At 60.2% G+C, this 16,243-nt stretch carries 16 protein-coding genes and 1 pseudogene; 7 read left to right on the forward strand and 10 right to left on the reverse strand.

The window, feature by feature from the left end; all coding sequences use genetic code 11:
* Positions 1 to 51: 51 nt before the first annotated feature.
* From GXB78_RS22595 to GXB78_RS22610, 4 genes are all read right to left on the reverse strand, one after another.
* Positions 52 to 1,080, reverse strand: a complete 1,029-nt coding sequence (locus tag GXB78_RS22595) for a transketolase family protein (RefSeq protein ID WP_329517070.1) — start codon at positions 1,078 to 1,080, stop codon at positions 52 to 54.
* Positions 1,077 to 1,925 carry a transketolase gene (locus tag GXB78_RS22600; RefSeq protein WP_329517071.1) on the reverse strand — a complete coding sequence of 283 codons (849 nt, stop codon included), beginning with the start codon at positions 1,923 to 1,925 and terminating at the stop codon, positions 1,077 to 1,079. The genes GXB78_RS22595 and GXB78_RS22600 overlap by 4 nt, the downstream gene beginning before the upstream one ends.
* 17 nt (positions 1,926 to 1,942) lie before the next feature.
* Positions 1,943 to 3,241: an MFS transporter gene (locus GXB78_RS22605; protein ID WP_329517072.1), complete on the reverse strand. Its 1,299-nt coding sequence runs from the start codon at positions 3,239 to 3,241 to the stop codon at positions 1,943 to 1,945.
* 100 nt (positions 3,242 to 3,341) lie between these two features.
* Complete coding sequence (locus tag GXB78_RS22610) at positions 3,342 to 4,091, reverse strand: SDR family NAD(P)-dependent oxidoreductase (protein ID WP_329517073.1); 750 nt, start codon at positions 4,089 to 4,091, stop codon at positions 3,342 to 3,344.
* Positions 4,092 to 4,284: 193 nt separating this feature from the next.
* Here GXB78_RS22610 and GXB78_RS22615 point away from each other — a divergent pair, with 193 nt between their 5' ends.
* The 5 genes from GXB78_RS22615 (at position 4,285) to GXB78_RS22635 (ending at position 7,534) form a co-directional block, all read left to right on the forward strand.
* Complete coding sequence (locus tag GXB78_RS22615; RefSeq protein ID WP_329517074.1) at positions 4,285 to 5,202, forward strand: LysR substrate-binding domain-containing protein; 918 nt, start codon at positions 4,285 to 4,287, stop codon at positions 5,200 to 5,202.
* Between the two features lie 84 nt (positions 5,203 to 5,286).
* Positions 5,287 to 5,511: a DUF2188 domain-containing protein gene (locus tag GXB78_RS22620; RefSeq protein ID WP_253501027.1), complete on the forward strand. Its 225-nt coding sequence runs from the start codon at positions 5,287 to 5,289 to the stop codon at positions 5,509 to 5,511.
* 48 nt (positions 5,512 to 5,559) lie between these two features.
* A complete protein-coding gene (locus GXB78_RS22625; protein ID WP_329517075.1) occupies positions 5,560 to 6,090 on the forward strand; it encodes a hypothetical protein in 531 nt (176 codons plus the stop codon).
* Positions 6,090 to 6,332, forward strand: a complete 243-nt coding sequence (locus GXB78_RS22630) for a hypothetical protein (RefSeq protein ID WP_329517076.1) — start codon at positions 6,090 to 6,092, stop codon at positions 6,330 to 6,332. The genes GXB78_RS22625 and GXB78_RS22630 overlap by 1 nt, the downstream gene beginning before the upstream one ends.
* Before the next feature lie 440 nt (positions 6,333 to 6,772).
* Positions 6,773 to 7,534 (forward strand): carboxymuconolactone decarboxylase family protein, encoded by a 762-nt coding sequence (locus GXB78_RS22635; protein ID WP_408005148.1) that lies wholly within the window; start codon positions 6,773 to 6,775, stop codon positions 7,532 to 7,534.
* Between the two features lie 132 nt (positions 7,535 to 7,666).
* Here GXB78_RS22635 and GXB78_RS22640 read toward each other — a convergent pair whose 3' ends face one another.
* Positions 7,667 to 8,311, reverse strand: coding sequence for an NYN domain-containing protein (locus GXB78_RS22640; protein ID WP_329517078.1), 645 nt, complete (start codon positions 8,309 to 8,311; stop codon positions 7,667 to 7,669).
* A gap of 364 nt (positions 8,312 to 8,675) precedes the next feature.
* A complete protein-coding gene (locus GXB78_RS22645; RefSeq protein ID WP_408005149.1) occupies positions 8,676 to 9,671 on the reverse strand; it encodes an AraC family transcriptional regulator in 996 nt (331 codons plus the stop codon).
* Positions 9,672 to 9,730: 59 nt separating this feature from the next.
* On the opposite strand from GXB78_RS22645, the gene GXB78_RS22650 reads away from it, so the two are divergent.
* Positions 9,731 to 10,972, forward strand: coding sequence for an MFS transporter (locus GXB78_RS22650; protein ID WP_329517079.1), 1,242 nt, complete (start codon positions 9,731 to 9,733; stop codon positions 10,970 to 10,972).
* Between the two features lie 54 nt (positions 10,973 to 11,026).
* On the opposite strand, the gene msrA is transcribed toward GXB78_RS22650, so the two are convergent.
* From msrA to GXB78_RS22670, 4 genes and pseudogenes are all read right to left on the reverse strand, one after another.
* Positions 11,027 to 11,533, reverse strand: a complete 507-nt coding sequence (gene msrA / locus GXB78_RS22655; RefSeq protein WP_329517080.1) for a peptide-methionine (S)-S-oxide reductase MsrA — start codon at positions 11,531 to 11,533, stop codon at positions 11,027 to 11,029.
* A gap of 146 nt (positions 11,534 to 11,679) precedes the next feature.
* A complete protein-coding gene (gene sseB, locus GXB78_RS22660; RefSeq protein WP_329517081.1) occupies positions 11,680 to 12,465 on the reverse strand; it encodes an enhanced serine sensitivity protein SseB in 786 nt (261 codons plus the stop codon).
* A 34-nt stretch (positions 12,466 to 12,499) separates the two neighbouring features.
* Positions 12,500 to 12,961: an NUDIX hydrolase gene (locus GXB78_RS22665; protein WP_329517082.1), complete on the reverse strand. Its 462-nt coding sequence runs from the start codon at positions 12,959 to 12,961 to the stop codon at positions 12,500 to 12,502.
* A gap of 63 nt (positions 12,962 to 13,024) precedes the next feature.
* Positions 13,025 to 15,149 (reverse strand): annotated as a pseudogene (locus GXB78_RS22670) (TonB-dependent receptor family protein).
* 189 nt (positions 15,150 to 15,338) lie between these two features.
* Here GXB78_RS22670 and ppk2 point away from each other — a divergent pair.
* Complete coding sequence (ppk2, locus tag GXB78_RS22675) at positions 15,339 to 16,154, forward strand: polyphosphate kinase 2 (protein WP_329517083.1); 816 nt, start codon at positions 15,339 to 15,341, stop codon at positions 16,152 to 16,154.
* Positions 16,155 to 16,243: the final 89 nt, after the last annotated feature.

Genomic DNA, 16,243 nt, shown 5'->3' on the forward strand with positions numbered 1-16,243 from the left:
TTGTTCTCGGATGGGCAGGCGCCTCGAATCGAAGCGCCGCTCCTGCTGAATTTACAGCCAGGCCTTGATCTGTGCGCAAACGGCCGGCGTCGAAATGCCATAGCGATCATGCAGCGTCGGCAGGGCGCCGGCGTCGAGGAAGGCATCGGGCAACGCGATCTGTCTGAAGGTGGGCGTCACGCCGTTGCGCAACAACAACCCGGCAACCGCCTCGCCCAAGCCGCCGATGATCGAGCTGTTTTCCGCGGTGACCACCAGACGCCCGGATTTGCGCGCTTCGGCGAGAATGGTTTGCTCATCCAGCGGCTTGATGGTCGGCACGTGCAGCACGGCCACATCAATGCCGTCGGCCTGCAATTGCTTGGCCGCTTCCAGTGAACGCATGGTCATCAGCCCGGTGGAGATGATCAGCACATCATTACCCGTGCGCAGGGTCTTGGCCTTGCCGATCTCGAACTTATAACCGTACTCGTCGAGCACCAACGGCACGTTGCCGCGCAGCAAGCGCATGTAGACCGGGCCTTGGTGAGCGGCGATGGCCGGCACGACCTGTTCGATTTCCAGCGCATCGCACGGGTCGACAATCATCAGATTGGGCATGGCGCGGAAGATCGCCAGATCATCGGTGGCCTGGTGGCTCGGCCCGTAGCCGGTGGTAAGGCCGGGCAGGCCGCAGACGATTTTGACGTTGAGATTTTCCTCGGCGATGGCCATGCAGATGAAGTCGTAGGCACGGCGCGAGGCGAACACCGCGTAGGTGGTGGCGAACGGCACGAAACCTTCGCGCGCCATACCGGCGGCAGCGCTCATCAGCAACTGCTCGGCCATGCCCATTTGATAGAAACGCTCCGGGTGCGCCTTGGCGAAAATGTGCAGGTCGGTGTACTTGGACAGGTCAGCCGAGAGCCCGACGATGTCCGCGCGCTGCTCTGCCAAAGCCGCGAGCGCGTGGCCGAACGGTGCCGAGCGGGTCGCCTGACCCTCGGAGGCAATCGAGGCAATCATCGCCGAAGTGGTCAGGCGCTTTTTCACCGGCTCGCCAGTAGAAGTCGAAGTCGAAGTGTTGGCGGCGTTGCTCATTGGTCTTTTCCTTCTGCAAGGTTGCTCAGTGCCTGGTCCCATTCGTGTTCTTCGACGCGAATGAAGTGATTCTTTTCCCGGTTCTCCAGAAACGGCACGCCTTTGCCCATTTTCGTATCGCAGATGATCACGCGGGGTTGAGTACCTGGATGCTGGCGCGCGGCATCGAAAGCAGCGACCAGTGCATCGAGATCATTGCCGTCGACGCGCTGTGTAAACCAGCCAAAGGCTTGCCAGCGATCGACGATGGGTTCGAACGAGAGAATCTCGCTGGAGTAACCGTCGGCTTGCTGGTTGTTCACGTCGACGATGGCGATCAGGTTGTCGAGCTTCCAGTGCGACGCCGACATCACTGCTTCCCAAGTCGAGCCTTCATTCAGCTCACCATCGGACAGCAGGTTGTAGACGAACGAGGACGAGCCTTTGCGCTTGAGGCCGAGGCAAGCGCCGACCGCGATGCCCAGGCCCTGACCCAGCGAGCCGCCGGTGATTTCCATGCCCGGCGTATAAGCGGCCATGCCCGACATCGGCAGGCGGCTGTCATCCGAGCCGTAGGTTTCCAGCTCGTCGAGGGGGATGATCTCGGCTTCGATCAGCGTCGCGTACAGCGCAATGGCGTAATGACCGATGGAGAGATAGAAGCGATCGCGCTGCTCCCAGTCCGGATCTGCCGGGCGATGGTTCATCGCATGAAAGTAGGAAACCGCCAGCAGATCAGCCGCGCCAAGGGCCTGACCGACGTAGCCCTGACCCTGAACCTGACCCATACGCAGCGCGTGGCGGCGAATATTGTGCGCGCGCTCCGTCAGGCTCGGCGATACAGCGTGTGAAAGATTAGTCGTCATGATGAAACTCCGTTAACTCAACGATTGACCAAAGCGGCGGGAATGCGCAGGACCAGACTGGCGCCGAGGAACAGCACGCCGGTGATCAGGTACATGCCAATGGCGCTGGAGCCGGTCAGGGTGGTGATCCAGCCGATCAGATAAGGCGAGCAGAAGCCGGCGAGGTTGGCGAAGCTGTTGACCGCGGCGATGCCGGCAGCCGCAGACACCCCGCCGAGCAGCGTGGTCGGCAGCATCCAGAACAACGAGGTGGCGGACAAAATCCCGGAGGCGGCGAGGCACAGGCTGAGGATCGACAAGGTCGAATTGCCGCCCATCAGCGCCGCGAGACTCAAACCTATTGCACCGGCGATCATCGGCACGATCAGGTGCCAGCGACGCTCGCGATGTTTGTCGCCACTGCGCCCGACCAGGAGCATGGCGGCGATGGCGCACAGATACGGCAGGCTGGTCAGGAAACCGATGTGCAGCGGATCGGAAACCCCGGCATTGCGCACCAGTGTCGGCAGCCAGAAGGTGATCGCGTATTGCCCCATCACCACACAGAAGTAGATCGCCGCCAGCAACCACAAACGCCGGTCGCGAATGAACTCGCCGATCGAGGCGTGGGTGACTTTTTGCTGGTCGTCTTCGGCCAGCTCGCGAGTGATCAGGGCTTTTTCTTCGTCATTGAGCCACGTCGCCTGATGCACGCCATCTTTCAGATAGCTCAGCACCAGCAGGCCGACGACCACCGTGGGCACCGCCTCGAGAACGAACATCCATTGCCAGCCGGCCCAGCCATGCACCCCGGCAAAGTGGTTCATGATCCAGCCGGAGAGCGGGCCACCGACCATGCCAGACAGCGGAATGGCGATGAACCACAACACCGTCATGCGCGCCCGCCGATAGGACGGAAACCAGTACGTCAGGTAGAGCAACAGGCCCGGCGCCAGACCGGCTTCGGCAATCCCCAGCAGAAAACGCAGGGCATAGAACTGCCACGCGGTTTCGACGAAGGCGAACAGCGCCGAGACGATGCCCCAGGTGATCATGATCCGCGCAATCCACACCCGCGCGCCGACCTTGTGCAGGATGATGTTGCTGGGCACTTCGCAGAGGAAATAGCCGATGAAGAACACGCCGGCGCCCAGTCCGTAGACGGTCTCGCTGAGGGCTAGATCGTTCATCATTTGCAGTTTGGCGAAACCGACGTTGACCCGATCCAGATAGGCGCACAGGTAGCACAGCATCAGGAACGGCATCAGGCGCCACGCCGTTTTGCGATAGGCAGAAGAACGCACGGTCGAAACCGCTTCGAGCGACAGGGTAGTCATGATGGTCTGATCTCTTGTTTTTATTGACCGCCAGGCCATCAGGCCCGGCTGCGTCATCGATCCAGAACCGCACGGGCCACGCGGGCCCGCCCAGAGTTACTCAGTGAATCAGCATGCCGCCGTTCACATCGAGGGTGATGCCGGTCAGATAAGCGGACAGGTCGCTGGCCAGAAACAGCGCGGCGTTGGCGACGTCCTGCGCTTGACCCAGGCGCCCGAGGGGGATGCCGTCGATGATGGCGTGACGGCGTTCGTCCTCCATCAGGCCGCCGGTGATGTCGGTGTGAATCAGCCCCGGTGCGATGGAGTTGACGCGGATATTGTCCGGCCCCAATTCCCGCGCCATGGCCTTGCCCAGACCCAGTACGCCGGCTTTGGCCGCGCTGTAATGCGGCCCGCCGAAGATGCCGCCGCCGCGTTGCGCAGACACCGACGACATGCAGACGATGCTGCCGCAAGACTGCTGACGCATCAGCGGAATCACCGCCTGCGACATCAGCAGGGTGCCGCGCAGGCTGACGTCCAGCACCTTGTCATAGTCCGAAGGGCGAATATCAAGGGTCTTCAGCGGTTGGGTGATGCCGGCGTTGTTGACGAGAATATCGATGCGCCCAAAGTGCTCGATGATGGTGGCGACAGCTTGCTGGACCTGCGCTTCGTCGGCCACGTTGGCCGCCAGGCCCAGATGACCTTCGCCCAGTGATGCGGCGGCATCACGTGCTGCGGAGGCATCGAGATCGAGAATCACCACGCGGGCGCCGTGTTGCGCAAACGTGGTTGCGGTAGCGCGGCCAATGCCTCGGGCAGATGCGGCACCGGTGATGATTGCGACTTTGTCTTGAAGAAGCATGGAGGAGGCCCTCGAATTGTTGTTATTGGTTCGGTCCGTGAAAACCGATGACTCAGCTTGTCCTCCGAGGGGAGGGTGAGCAATAACGCGAAAGTCACTCAATGCTGAAAAAAATTCAGCACTCGTCAGGCCTGCTCGCAGATGTTTGAATAAAACCGGTCCGTACATCACAAGAAATCACAACGGAGTCTCCATGCGCCCTGACACTGAGGCACCCATCATCCTGCCACCGCTGAAAGCAATTCAGGCCTTCGAACAAACCGCGCGCTTCGGCAATGTCGCCAGGGCGGCAGAAGTATTGGACCTGACGCCATCGGCAGTCAGCCATCAACTGGCGAAACTGGAAGGGATGATCGGCCGGCAATTGTTTGTTCGCGCCGCTCGCGGTGTCTCGCTGACGCCGGTGGGTGAGCAATATCTCAAGGAAGTCTCCGGCATTCTGCACAGTCTCGCCGTCGCCACCGAACGCGCGGCCAGCGATGTCAGCCTGGATTGCCTGCGCCTGCACTCGTCGCCCAGCTTCGGCCTGCTCTGGCTGATGCCGCGCCTGGAAGCGTTTCGCGCCAGTCATCCGGATATTCAGATCAATCTGTCGTGCTCCTATGAATCGCTGCACTTCAGTCGCGACAAGATCGACGTCGATATCCGCCATGGTCTGCCGAACTGGCCAAGCTATGAGGTGCGTACGGTCAGGAACGAAAAATTTGCCGTGCTGACCTCACCGAAACTGCTCGCGCAACGACCGGTGCGCGGCGCGGCGGATCTGCTCGAATGTGACCTGATTTTGTCGGAAGCGACCCTGCTCAAATGGCCGCAATGGTTTGCCCAGCATGGTTTGGCGCGCCCGGAACGCCCTTACGCATTGAGCTTCGATCGTTCGTACATGTCGCTGGAAGCGGCGAGTCATGGCTTGGGTTTCGCGCTGGAAAGCACATTGCTTGCGCAGAAGTATCTGGCCGCGGGCACGTTGGTTGAAGTGGCGCCTGAATCACTGAGTGCTGCGGTGGCGGCGCACCACCTGGTGTTTCCCAAGGCGCATTCGAGCTTCCCACGGGTCCGGCGTTTTCTGGCGTGGATGGAAAGCGAATTGGGCCACGAGTTCGCCTACTGAGGCCGGGTGCAATTCTTTCAAACTCTCTGCAGCGGCCAGGGTCAATCCATTACCGGTCTTGATCATTCAATCAGAGGTGAAGGAATGGATAACTACCACATCAACAAAAACCAGCAGCGCTGGGAACTGGTCAAAGAGGGCGCGCAGCGTGCGTCCAAGACGGCATCGACCAAAGCCGAGATCACCCAGATCGCCAGTGAATTCCTGCAAGACAAAACCGCTTCGCTGAAAATCCATAAAGAGGACGGCACGATCCAGGAAGAACGCACCTTCCCGCGCGCTGCCGATCCGCGCAAAACCAAAGGCTGAGCCGCCTGTTTTTCTCTGCGTTCATTGTCTCTTCAGAAGGGTCTGATTATGGTCATTGCATGTCTGGGATGGGGGTCGCTGATCTGGAAGCCGGATGGTTTGCCCTTGGCAAGCGAATGGTTCGCAGACGGGCCGCCGCTACCGATCGACTTCGTTCGCGTCAGTGATAGCGGCCAACTGACTACAGCAATCAGCGCGAACGCGCCGCCATGCAAAGTATTGTGGTCGGTACTGGACGTGACCGACCTCGATCAGGCCCGTGAACTCCTGCGTATTCGAGAGGGCGTGCCTGAGGGCAGAGAGGATGGCATCGGCAGCTTCACCGTCGGTACCTCGCCGATGGGCGTGCTCGCTGAATGGGCAATCCCTCGGCAACTCGATGCGGTGATCTGGACGGCGTTGCCCGCCAGATTCAAGAACATCGAGGGGCTGGTGCCGAATGTCGACGACGCGGTTTCTTATCTGGCCGGGTTGAGCGGCGCAGCGCACGAGCAAGCGCGCGACTATATCGAACAGGTGCCGGCACAGATCGACACGCCGTACCGGCGCGAAATCATTGCCAGGCTTGGGTGGCAATGATGAGCACTCGGAGCCAGGCGCAGATTGCCGCGATCTTTGATCAGCTGTTGGCACTGCGAGAAAGTGTCGACATTCTCCAGCACGTCGAGAGCGGTAGCGTCGAGTCGCTTCGTGGTCATCAGACCGTCGACGCCCCCGAGTCGATGGATCTGGTGTTTCAAAAGCTCCATGAAGACATCGCCAGCATGGAGGAAACCCTGGCGACGATTGCCGAGGCAACCGGCGATGTGCCGAAGTTGTGAGCGGCGGTTGGCATGCGGATCTGATTTGCCTGATCTGACGCCTTCGCGAGCAGGCTCGCTCCCACAGGGTTTTCATACATTCGCGTGATTGCTGACCCACCACGGACCCAATGTAGGAGTGAGCCTGCTCGCGATGGCGGTGAGTCAGTCAACGTTGCATCAACTGACAGACTGCTATCGCGAGCAGGCTCACTCCTACAGGGGGCGCGTTTTTTCACCACGACGGTGACGACGGCGAGCAGATTGTTGAGGTTGGGTTTGGCCCTGACTCCGCGCTCGGCAATTGATGAGCTGCGTTCATGACTGCATTAAGCACTCGTTAGCTAATCAGCGGCTCGAGCCTGCGCGACAATGCGCGTGGCTCGCTGGCCGGTTGCTGGCCGCCTGCGGTCATGTGCGACCTGACATTCACTGCGAACAAGTGAGCAAGAGAGCCAGGAATGAACATCAACACGCTCCTTCGACGCCGCTGCCTTCGATTCGCAGCCCTCGGCTGTGCAATCCTCGCCAGCGCAATCTGCGTAAACCCTCTTTGCGCCAATCCTTCCCGAGCACCGGAGCAACCGATCATGAAAGAACAGCCTTTGACCCCTAAGCAACTGGCGATCGCCCCGATTGCCGCTAACACGGCCATCGGCGACATGCCGCGTTTGCAAGACGCACTCAATCGCGGCCTCGACGCTGGGCTGAGCATCAGCGAAACCAAGGAAATTCTGGTGCAACTGTATGCCTACGCCGGCTTCCCGCGCAGCCTCAACGCCTTGTCCTTGCTGATGAAAGTCGTCGAGGAACGCGCCGCGCGGGGTATCGAGGACGCACCAGGACGCGAGCCCGGCCCGGTGCCTTCGGGGTATGCGCTGACCGAACTCGGCACCGACAATCAGACCCGTCTGGTCGGCGCACCAGTGTCCGGGCCGCTGTTCGAATTCGCCCCGGCGATCGATCAGTTTTTGAAGGTGCACTTGTTCGGCGACATCTTCGCCCGCGACAACCTGGCATGGACGGATCGGGAACTGGCGACTGTAGGCGCGCTGGCGGCGTTGGCTGGGGTGGAGTCGCAACTGGAGTCGCATTTGAAGATCAGTCTGAATGTGGGACTGACGGTTGAGCAGTTGCGCCAGGTGGCGCAGGAACTGGAGGCGCGTGGGGATTTGCAGGCTGCCGAGCGGGTGAGTGCGGGGCTGGACAAACTTAGAGGCTGAAGTTGGTAGGGATACCAGCATTTCCCGGCAATGACTCAATCTACGTGCTGCATCTCCATAACCGCCGCTTTATCTACACGAAGTGGCGGCTTGGGGCATGTGGAGCGCAACCCGTCTATGTGCTCCATCAAGCTATCGGGGGATGCTCTGCCACATTGGATCGAGAATGAAGTCCACGCCCTCGCGCCTTGCCATTTTTGCGGCCGGAACAAAGTCCGCGTCTGCTGCTATCAAAACTATCTGATCGACCTGCTGTTTAAAGGACAGCGACGCGACATCGATGCCGATCCGCATATCGACACCTTTTTGCCGGGTTTCGATACTGACGTCATTCTCCATAAGGTCGGTCATCTGAATTTTCCCTTTCAGCAGCTCAGCGATTTTCGCGGGCTTGATCGTCCATCTGACGTCCTTGGACAAATGTCCAAGTCGTAGCGCCAGCTTACGTTTACTTCGCAGTCTGGAATGCAGCTCCTTGCGGAATGCCGCCTCTCTGGATTTCGAAAAATCCACAGCTTTTTTGCTTATGGGGTTGTGCTGTTTAGTGTCCAGTGGGGGGCAGTCATAGAAGAAGATCCGGTAGAGCTCTTTCCTCTCTCGTTGTCGTAGCTCTCGAATCGTTCCCGTAGGTCGGGACAAGGTTTTGTTGAAGAGGTGGGCGGTTGCCCATCGATGGACCAGGTCGGCCGCGCGTTCAGCGTTGAACGCATTTTGAGGTTCGATTCGTCGAAAGCGTTTGATGAAAAAGGCGCCATCGACTAACACCGCAGTGGGCATGTTTTTTACCTAAAAAAACGCCCAAGGGTTTGGCGCGTTCTGGATGATTAGAACGGCGTACTGCCTTGGGCGGGATGGGAGCAGGTTAGGTGGGAGTAACGAATACGTCAACAACACCTTTTTCGTCTGACCTGTTTGTATGAAGTTGAATGTGCCCAGCGTTTTCAACTTTCAGGCAGCGACGGGGAAACGATAAATTGCGCAGCTTAAGCCGGCAAGACAGCCACTTCTGTAAGATTTGTAGGCAAAAACGCCGTATCTCGTAGGCCCGGTTAGCCGCGGGCGGGTGAGTGCGGGGCTGGGCAGAATCCGGCGGTGAGGGTGGCAAAAATTGATGGCAGCCCTGTGGCTGCGATTCTTCTCTTCAGCGCTGGCGCCGACTCGCTCCCGGCGAGGCGCCCGTTATGCGCTTGAACGCACGACTGAACGCCGCTTGGGAGGTGTAGCCCAAGCGTTGTGCCACTTCTTCGATTGGCAGCCTTTCGAGGGTCAGCCACTGACTGGCCAGGCGCATTCGCAGTTCGGTGGCGTAGCGCAGCGGCGGGGTGCCGAGGGTGGTCTGAAAGCGTTCGGCGAAGACCGAGCGTGAGGTGTTGCACAGCGTTGCCAGTTCGGCGACGCTCCAGTCGCGGCCCGGTTGTTGGTGCAGGGCCAGCAAGGCCTTCGCCAGACGAGGGTCGCGCAGGGCCGCGACGAGGCCGGAAGCATTGCCGCAGGCGCATTCGACCCAGCCACGAACGATCATCGCCGCCACGACGTCGGCCAGGCGCGCGAGAATGCCGGCGTAGCCGATGCGCGCGGCGCTGACTTCGCGTTCCATGGTCGCGAGGATCGGCATCAGTCCCGGGTAACGCTGCCCTCCAGCGTCAATCAGCATCAGTCCCGGCATCAGCCGACCGAGGCCTTGCAGGCTGCCGAGTTCGAACTCCATGCAGCCACTGAAGAGCAGGGCGCTATCGGGCGAATCGGGACTTTGCCCGACCTGCACCGCACAGACCGTGTCGCCGAGTGGCGCGGCTACGGCGCTGTCAATGTCCTGCACTTCAGCGTCCGGGTGGGATAGCAACCGGTGCGCGGCTCCATGGGCAATGAACACCGCATTGCCCGCCGACAATTCGTACGTGGTGCCGTCCTCAAGCCGCAACAGCGTCGATCCAGCGGCGACGAAGTGGAAATACGCATGGCCGGATTTGTCGCTGAAACCCAGGCCATACGGCGGACCGGCGTGGATCCGCCGATATTGCACTCCACGCAGGCGCATGCTGCGCAGCAACTCAGTGATGAGGTCGGAGGACAGAGAGAAGGGATCAGTGCTGCTCATGTTCGGGGTTTCGATCAAAAGTTCAAGACTACGCATCATAGATCATCCGGTTTACCGCCAATAGACTGCCCTCTCGAAATGTCCGAGGGAGTCTTGAAATGAATGAAGGTGTATGTGACGGGCGGTCTGCTGTGGGTGAGTGTGCTGACGAGGAGCCGCTGGTGCCTGCATGGATGGCGGTGTTTTCACTGGCGATGGGGGTGTTCGGTCTGCTCACGGCGGAATATTTGCCGGCGAGCCTGCTGACGCCGATGGCGCTCGATCTCGGTGTCAGCGAAGCGCTGGCCGGGCAAGCCGTGACGGTGACTGCGGTGGTAGCGTTGTTTGCCGGATTATTGGTGCCAGGGTTGACGCGCAGCCTTGATCGGCGACTGGTGTTGCTCGGTTTCTCGGCACTGATGATCGCATCCAATCTGCTGGTCGCGTTTTCATCCAGCCTCGCGGTGTTGCTGATCATGCGCATCCTTTTGGGCATCGCCTTGGGCGGTTTCTGGAGCATGGCAGCGGCCGTGGCGATGCGCCTGGTGCCGGCGGCGCTGCTGCCCCGCGCGCTGTCGATCATCTTCAGCGGCATCGCTGTGGGAACCGTGGTGGCGGTGCCGTTGGGCAGTTATCTCGGCGGACAGTTTGGCTGGCGCAGTGCGTTTTTCGCAGCGGCGGCGGTGGGCGTGGTGACTCTGGTCTTTCAAATGTTCACGCTACCGAGTCTGGCGCCGCATCGCCCGTCACGCCTGCGTACGGTGCTTGAGGTTTTGCTGCGACCGGGCATTGCCATTGGCATGTTCGGCTGCGTACTGGTGCACACCGGTCACTTTGCGTTGTTCACCTACATCCGGCCATTTCTGGAAAGCACCACCGGCGTCGGAACGCAAACTCTGGCACTGATGCTCCTCGGTTTCGGCGTGGCGAACTTTGCCGGCACGTTGTTCGCTGGTTGGCTGTTGCAGCGCAATCCACGGGCAACGCTGGTGCTGATGCCGGTGCTGGTGGGGGTTGCCGCTCTGGCGCTGGTCGGGTTACCGGCCTCGGTCACCGGACAGGCGTTGCTCCTGGCGCTGTGGGGGATGGCCTTCGGTGGCGTGCCGGTCGCATGGTCGAACTGGGTGGCGCGTTCGGTACCCGACCAGGCCGAAAGCGCAGGCGGCATGGTCGTCGCATCGGTGCAGTCGGCGATTGCCGCAGGCGCTGCCGCCGGCGGTTCGGTGTTCAGTTTCAGCGGCATCAATGGGGTGTTTGTCGCAGCCGGCATTCTGATGTTGCTGGCTGCGTTGCTGATTGCGCTGAAGGTCAATGTCGATGTGCCGGAGCCGGGCGCGGTAGCGGTGCCGGTGCATATGTAATTTGATCAGCGGGCGGCGATGGCGGGGCACCGAGCCCGACCAACGCCGTTGTCGTCAAGCGCGCTTCGGCAGTTTCCAGTTCGGCCGGATGAAGTGGCAGGTGTAGCCATTCGGAATCCGCTCCAGGTAATCCTGGTGCTCGGGTTCCGCTTCCCAGAACGGGCCGGCCGGTTCGATTTCAGTGACCACTTTGCCCGGCCAAAGCTCCGAAGCGTCAACGTCGGCAGCGGTGTCTTCGGCGACCGCGCGCTGCTCGTCGTTGAGGTAGTAGATCGCCGACCGGTAGCTCGGGCCAAGGTCGTTGCCCTGGCGATTGGGCGTGCTCGGGTCGTGAATCTGAAAGAAGAACTCGAGGATCTGCCGGTAGCTGATCACTGTCGGATCAAATTCGATCTCGATGGCTTCGGCGTGGTTGCCGTGGTTTCGGTAGGTGGCATTCGGCACATCGCCGCCGGTGTAACCGACGCGGGTTTTCAGCACACCCGGGTACCGACGCAACAGGTCCTGCATGCCCCAGAAGCAGCCGCCGGCGAGAATCGCAGTTTCGGATTGAGTGGTCATGGTGTGTGCTTCCTCTCGAGACGATAGGGGGATACCCACTGTTATGAGGGCGGGTTGAAAGAATCCAAGGGGACGCTCATCAGAATTGACCACTGGCCCGCTGATCAAGCGACATGCAGACGACTGCGATCTTCCTCAGATCGTATTCAACCAAAGCCAAAGAACGAACGCAGCTTGCTCGGTGCCTTGCGTTCGTAGAAAGGCTTTGTCTCCTTGAGGAAGTAATCACTCAGCCCGGCTTCTCCGACCAGCACGCGACAAAAATCAACCGGCCCGCCATTTGGCGCTGTGTCCCCAGCGACATTGCCGGCTTCGCGCATGACCTGCTCGATATCGCCATCCGCTTCGATGCCGACGATCAGGTGCGGTTCTTCATCGATCGAGGCGTCGTGCATCAGCGCCAGAAATGCGCGCTTCACGTTTGGATGTTTGGCCAGCAGTTGCGAGAGCGAGTGAACCATCGTCGATGGATAGTCCGAAGGTTGTCCAAGCAAGACATTGGTTTCTTTCTCAACCGTGCGTTGCGTGGCAGGACGGCCGATTTCACCCGAGAGCAGGTGCTGCACTTCATCCGGGACGAACTCTTTGCCGTAGGGCGACTTGGGATTGAGGAAGAGCAACGCGCCCAAGGTGATTTTGAACAGTGATCGGGCGGGGATCTCAACGTAGCTCTGCTCGCTGTCGATGGATTGTTGCAGTGTTGGCAGCGATGAGAAGAACGGAATTACCGGCGTGCCATCGGGCTTCTGCCAATGGGCAATGCTGATGTTGCTGCCGGCTTCGAGATTGACATGGCCTTGAGCTGCACCGGCGGTGCCCAGGATGTAGACGGTGGAATCCAGGAGAGTGCGATAAAACTCTGGACGATGCGCGGGTTCGTCGGCGGCCAGTCGGAGTGATGTTTCCAGCGGGTTTTCTTGCGTGGTATCCATGAGGTAAGTCCGTTATTTCAATGGAGAGCGATGTTTACCTGACCGGTTCGAAGATGCCTGCATTCACCAGCATTTCATCCAGCCCCTCGGGCCATACCTGATCCTCGCAACCCCGAAGCGATTCAGCGGACCACCAACGGTGATCGGCCATGACCTCGGTTTCTTCCTGAGTCCAGCCGGCTTTGGACAGCCGTTCGCTTGGCGCGTGCACGACGAAATATTGTTCGACTGCGAGTACAGTTTCGCCGCTGGGTAATAGCATGGAAAAATTCCGGTGTGCTACAGGTCCGTCAACCGTGGGGACCTCTATGCCGGTTTCCTCTCGCAATTCACGTATTGCAGCGTCATGGAACGTTTCACCGGGCTCAAGTCCGCCGCCTGGGGTTGCCCAGTGATTTCTGCCGGCCAAAGCGCCTTTTTCATGGATAAATCTGAAGAGAAGAACTTCTCGCGATGGGCTTATGACCAGTAATCTTGCTGCCTTGCGTTCACGCATCGACTTTATCTTCCCTGAAATTTCAAATGTTGGGTTTGCCCGCCACGGTCACGCGTTTAGGCCTCACAACAAACTCCACGAAACCCCGACATACACCCCCAGCCCTTCACCCGGCGTCGACCGCGCGGCATCCATCCCTTTGTCGTCATACCCCGGCGTGACTGTCGCCGCGTAGCGTTTGCCGGTCAGGTTGCGCATGTCCACCCAGCCTTGCCAGTCGCCCTTCGGCGCGTTGTAGCCCAGCGTGGCGCCGAACAGGGCGTACGGGTCGGCGTAATAGCTGTTGGCGTAGTCCACGGCAACTTTGGAGACCAGTTGCGTGTTCACGGCAGCGAAGAAGCCCTGCGGCCAGTCGTAACGCAGTTCGCCCTGATAGTAGTGCATTGGCAAACCGGGCAGGCGGTTGTCGCCGAAGCGTTCATCGTCGCGGTAGTGGAAGTCGCTGAACGTGTAGGCCTGGCGCAAGCTCAACTGGCGCCCGTCGGCGGCGGTCCAGAGTTTGCTGTCGAGGCTGGCCTCGATGCCTTGGTGCACGGTCGGGCTGGCGTTGAGTTCGTAAGGGGTGACGGCGTTGGCATCCGGTAGCACCGAGAGCAGTTCGTGGCGAACTTGCGCGTAGTACCAGGCCAGACTCCATTCGCCCAGGTTGCTGTCGCCACGGCCGCCAAGTTCCAGGGTGGTCGCGGTCTGGTTTTGCAGTTCGATCGGATCGCGCTGGGTACCTGTGGCGGCGCCGTTACCGGCAGAAAAGCGCACGTTGGAGCTGTAGATCAGCGACCACGGGTGCGGCGCTTCGACCGAGCGGCTGAGATTGCCGAACACTTGCACATCCGGGGTGATCTGGTAGCGCAGGCCGATGCGTGGGGCGTAGTCCCAGTCGTTGAGGCTGGTTTTGCCGCCGCCCTGCGGATAGGTCACAGCGCTTTCGCGGCGGGTGTAGATCGCGGCGAGTCCGGTGGTCAGCCAGAGGCCTTCGGCAATTTCCAGGTCGTTACCGAAATGCAGCACGGTGTCCGAACCCTGATAAGTAAAGTTGCGCATCCGCGTGCCCGGCGTATAGCTGGCGGTGTTGCCACTCGGAATACGCACGAACTCGCTGGCGCCATCGTTGGGCATGCTTGGTCACGCGCAGGCCGACGTTGCTGCGGCTTTCCATGCCGAACACGGTGTCGCGGCGCTTGTAGTCGAAGGTGCCACTGACATCGGTATAAGCCACCTTCAGCCGGTTGGGGCCTTCGCGCAGATCCATCGGGTAGTCGTGGTAGACGAGGCCGGTCTGGATGCTCGAATCGTCGTCGAGGTAGAACGTGGTCTTGTTGCCGATGAAGGTACTGCCAGGCTGTTTGCGGCTGTCATCGCGGGCCACATACGCCGGGTTGGCTGACCGAGGACTGTGTTCGATGGAGCGCTTGGTCACGCGGCCGGCGAGGTCGTTGTCGGTTTCCCGGTAGCGAAAATAGAAGCGGGTTTCCAGGTTCGGGTTGAAGCGATAGCCGAAGTTGGCGATCAGACCTTTGCTCTCGCTGGCGGTGTGGTCCTGATAGCCGTCGGCGTTGGCACCGGTCAGCGACACGTAGAAATCGAAGTCGCCCAGCACTTGCCCGGAGCTGATCTGGCGCTGCTGATAGCCATGACTGCCGGCGGCGTAGCGCACTTGCAGCTTCGGCGCGGTGTAACCAGTGTGGCTGACGTAATCGATAGCGCCGCCCAGCGCCAGCGAGCCGCGATCAAAGCCGTTGGCGCCGCGCAGCACTTCGACATGGTCGACCCATAGCGGCTCGAGCAATTCATACGGAGTGCCGCCGGGGCCGGTCAACGGCAGGCCGTCGAGCATCGTGTACAGCCCCGATGCATGGGCGCCGGGGGCGCGGTTCATGCCTGAGCCACGAATGGAAATCTTCACGCCTTCGTTGCCCGCCGACTGCGCGTACACCCCCGGCTGATAGGCCAGCACATCCTGATTGCTGGCAACGCGGCCCTGCAACGGCTGGCGCATGTCGACCAGGTTGGTGCCCCCGGGCACTTGTTCGAGACGTTCCCGGGCCTCTTCGACCGCTGCGTCCGTGCCACTGCGCTCGTCTGCCGAAATCAGCACTTGCCCCAGTTCCAGACCCTGGGTCGCAGCCATCGCCGGGCAGGCGAGGGCCAGACCGAGCAGGGCAGTGGGCAATGATTTGGGCGACGGCATCGAAAAACTCCAGCAAACAGGGGATCGGGCAATGAACAGTGCGACGTCAGAACAAACGCCGGAAACACATGGCGATCCGGCTTTTTTGCCCGGCAATGGCAAACAACCGGACGTGGACTAACCTCACGGATCAGGCCTTCGTGGTCAATAAACACTTTCACTGGACTGTTGAAGCGCGAGGATGTGTGCATGGCCAAAGACAAGAAGAAACCTGCAAAGGCCATTGAGCGCCCGCGCTTGAAAAACAAGGACTACCTCGAACAATTGCGCAAGCTGCACGTGGAGCTGGTCAAGCTGCAGGAGTGGGTCATCGCCAAAGGTGTCAAGGTGTGTATCGTCTTTGAAGGCCGCGACGGCGCCGGCAAGGGCGGCACGATCAAGGCGATTACCGAGCGCGTCAGCCCACGGGTGTTCCGTGTTGTGGCATTGCCGGCACCAACGGATCGGGAGAAGAGCCAGATGCATGTGCAGCGCTATCTGCCGCATTTGCCGGCGGGCGGTGAGGTGGTGATCTTCGACCGCAGTTGGTACAACCGCGCCGGTGTCGAGCGGGTCATGGGTTTTTGCACGGAGGAGCAGGCCGACAGATTTCTCAAGTCGATCCCGTGGGTGGAAAACGCCATCGTCGATTCGGGGATCATCCTGCTCAAGTACTGGCTTGAGGTCAGTCCCCAAGAGCAGACCCGCCGGCTCGAAGCGCGAATCAACGACGGGCGCAAGATCTGGAAACTGACGCCGATGGATCTGAAATCCTACAGCCGCTGGTACGACTACTCACGGGCGCGGGACGAGATGTTCAAGCACACCGATACCGATCGGGCGCCGTGGATGGTTGCCGACTCCAATGACAAACGTCGCGCACGGCTGAACATCATTACTGATCTGCTCAGTCGTATCCCTTACGAAGAGGTGAAGCGCGACAAGGTCGAGCTGCCGAAACGGCAGAAGCCGGGCAAGTATCGGGAGCCGGATTATCCCTATAAGCGGGTGGCTGAGCGGTTTTGACATTGCGGTTTTTTTTTGTGGCTTGGCGGCCTTTGGGCCGACCAGGCTCTTGGGGTTTTGGGTGAATATCCGTTGTTTCGGTAGCGGCT

It is taken from the genome of Pseudomonas moraviensis subsp. stanleyae (assembly GCF_036283065.1).
Taxonomy (GTDB): Bacteria; Pseudomonadota; Gammaproteobacteria; order Pseudomonadales; family Pseudomonadaceae; genus Aquipseudomonas; species Aquipseudomonas stanleyae.

Coding starts and splice junctions, on each gene's coding strand:
- GXB78_RS22650 (WP_329517079.1), top strand. CDS start 9,731: ATGAATGAAGGTGTATGTGACGGGCGGTCTGCTGTGGGTGAGTGTGCT.
- ppk2 (WP_329517083.1), top strand. CDS start 15,339: ATGGCCAAAGACAAGAAGAAACCTGCAAAGGCCATTGAGCGCCCGCGC.
- GXB78_RS22645 (WP_408005149.1), bottom strand. CDS start 9,671: ATGATGCGTAGTCTTGAACTTTTGATCGAAACCCCGAACATGAGCAGC.
- GXB78_RS22620 (WP_253501027.1), top strand. CDS start 5,287: ATGGATAACTACCACATCAACAAAAACCAGCAGCGCTGGGAACTGGTC.
- GXB78_RS22625 (WP_329517075.1), top strand. CDS start 5,560: ATGGTCATTGCATGTCTGGGATGGGGGTCGCTGATCTGGAAGCCGGAT.
- GXB78_RS22630 (WP_329517076.1), top strand. CDS start 6,090: ATGAGCACTCGGAGCCAGGCGCAGATTGCCGCGATCTTTGATCAGCTG.
- GXB78_RS22635 (WP_408005148.1), top strand. CDS start 6,773: ATGAACATCAACACGCTCCTTCGACGCCGCTGCCTTCGATTCGCAGCC.
- sseB (WP_329517081.1), bottom strand. CDS start 12,465: ATGGATACCACGCAAGAAAACCCGCTGGAAACATCACTCCGACTGGCC.
- GXB78_RS22640 (WP_329517078.1), bottom strand. CDS start 8,311: ATGCCCACTGCGGTGTTAGTCGATGGCGCCTTTTTCATCAAACGCTTT.
- msrA (WP_329517080.1), bottom strand. CDS start 11,533: ATGACCACTCAATCCGAAACTGCGATTCTCGCCGGCGGCTGCTTCTGG.
- GXB78_RS22605 (WP_329517072.1), bottom strand. CDS start 3,241: ATGACTACCCTGTCGCTCGAAGCGGTTTCGACCGTGCGTTCTTCTGCC.
- GXB78_RS22610 (WP_329517073.1), bottom strand. CDS start 4,091: ATGCTTCTTCAAGACAAAGTCGCAATCATCACCGGTGCCGCATCTGCC.
- GXB78_RS22665 (WP_329517082.1), bottom strand. CDS start 12,961: ATGCGTGAACGCAAGGCAGCAAGATTACTGGTCATAAGCCCATCGCGA.
- GXB78_RS22595 (WP_329517070.1), bottom strand. CDS start 1,080: ATGAGCAACGCCGCCAACACTTCGACTTCGACTTCTACTGGCGAGCCG.
- GXB78_RS22615 (WP_329517074.1), top strand. CDS start 4,285: ATGCGCCCTGACACTGAGGCACCCATCATCCTGCCACCGCTGAAAGCA.
- GXB78_RS22600 (WP_329517071.1), bottom strand. CDS start 1,925: ATGACGACTAATCTTTCACACGCTGTATCGCCGAGCCTGACGGAGCGC.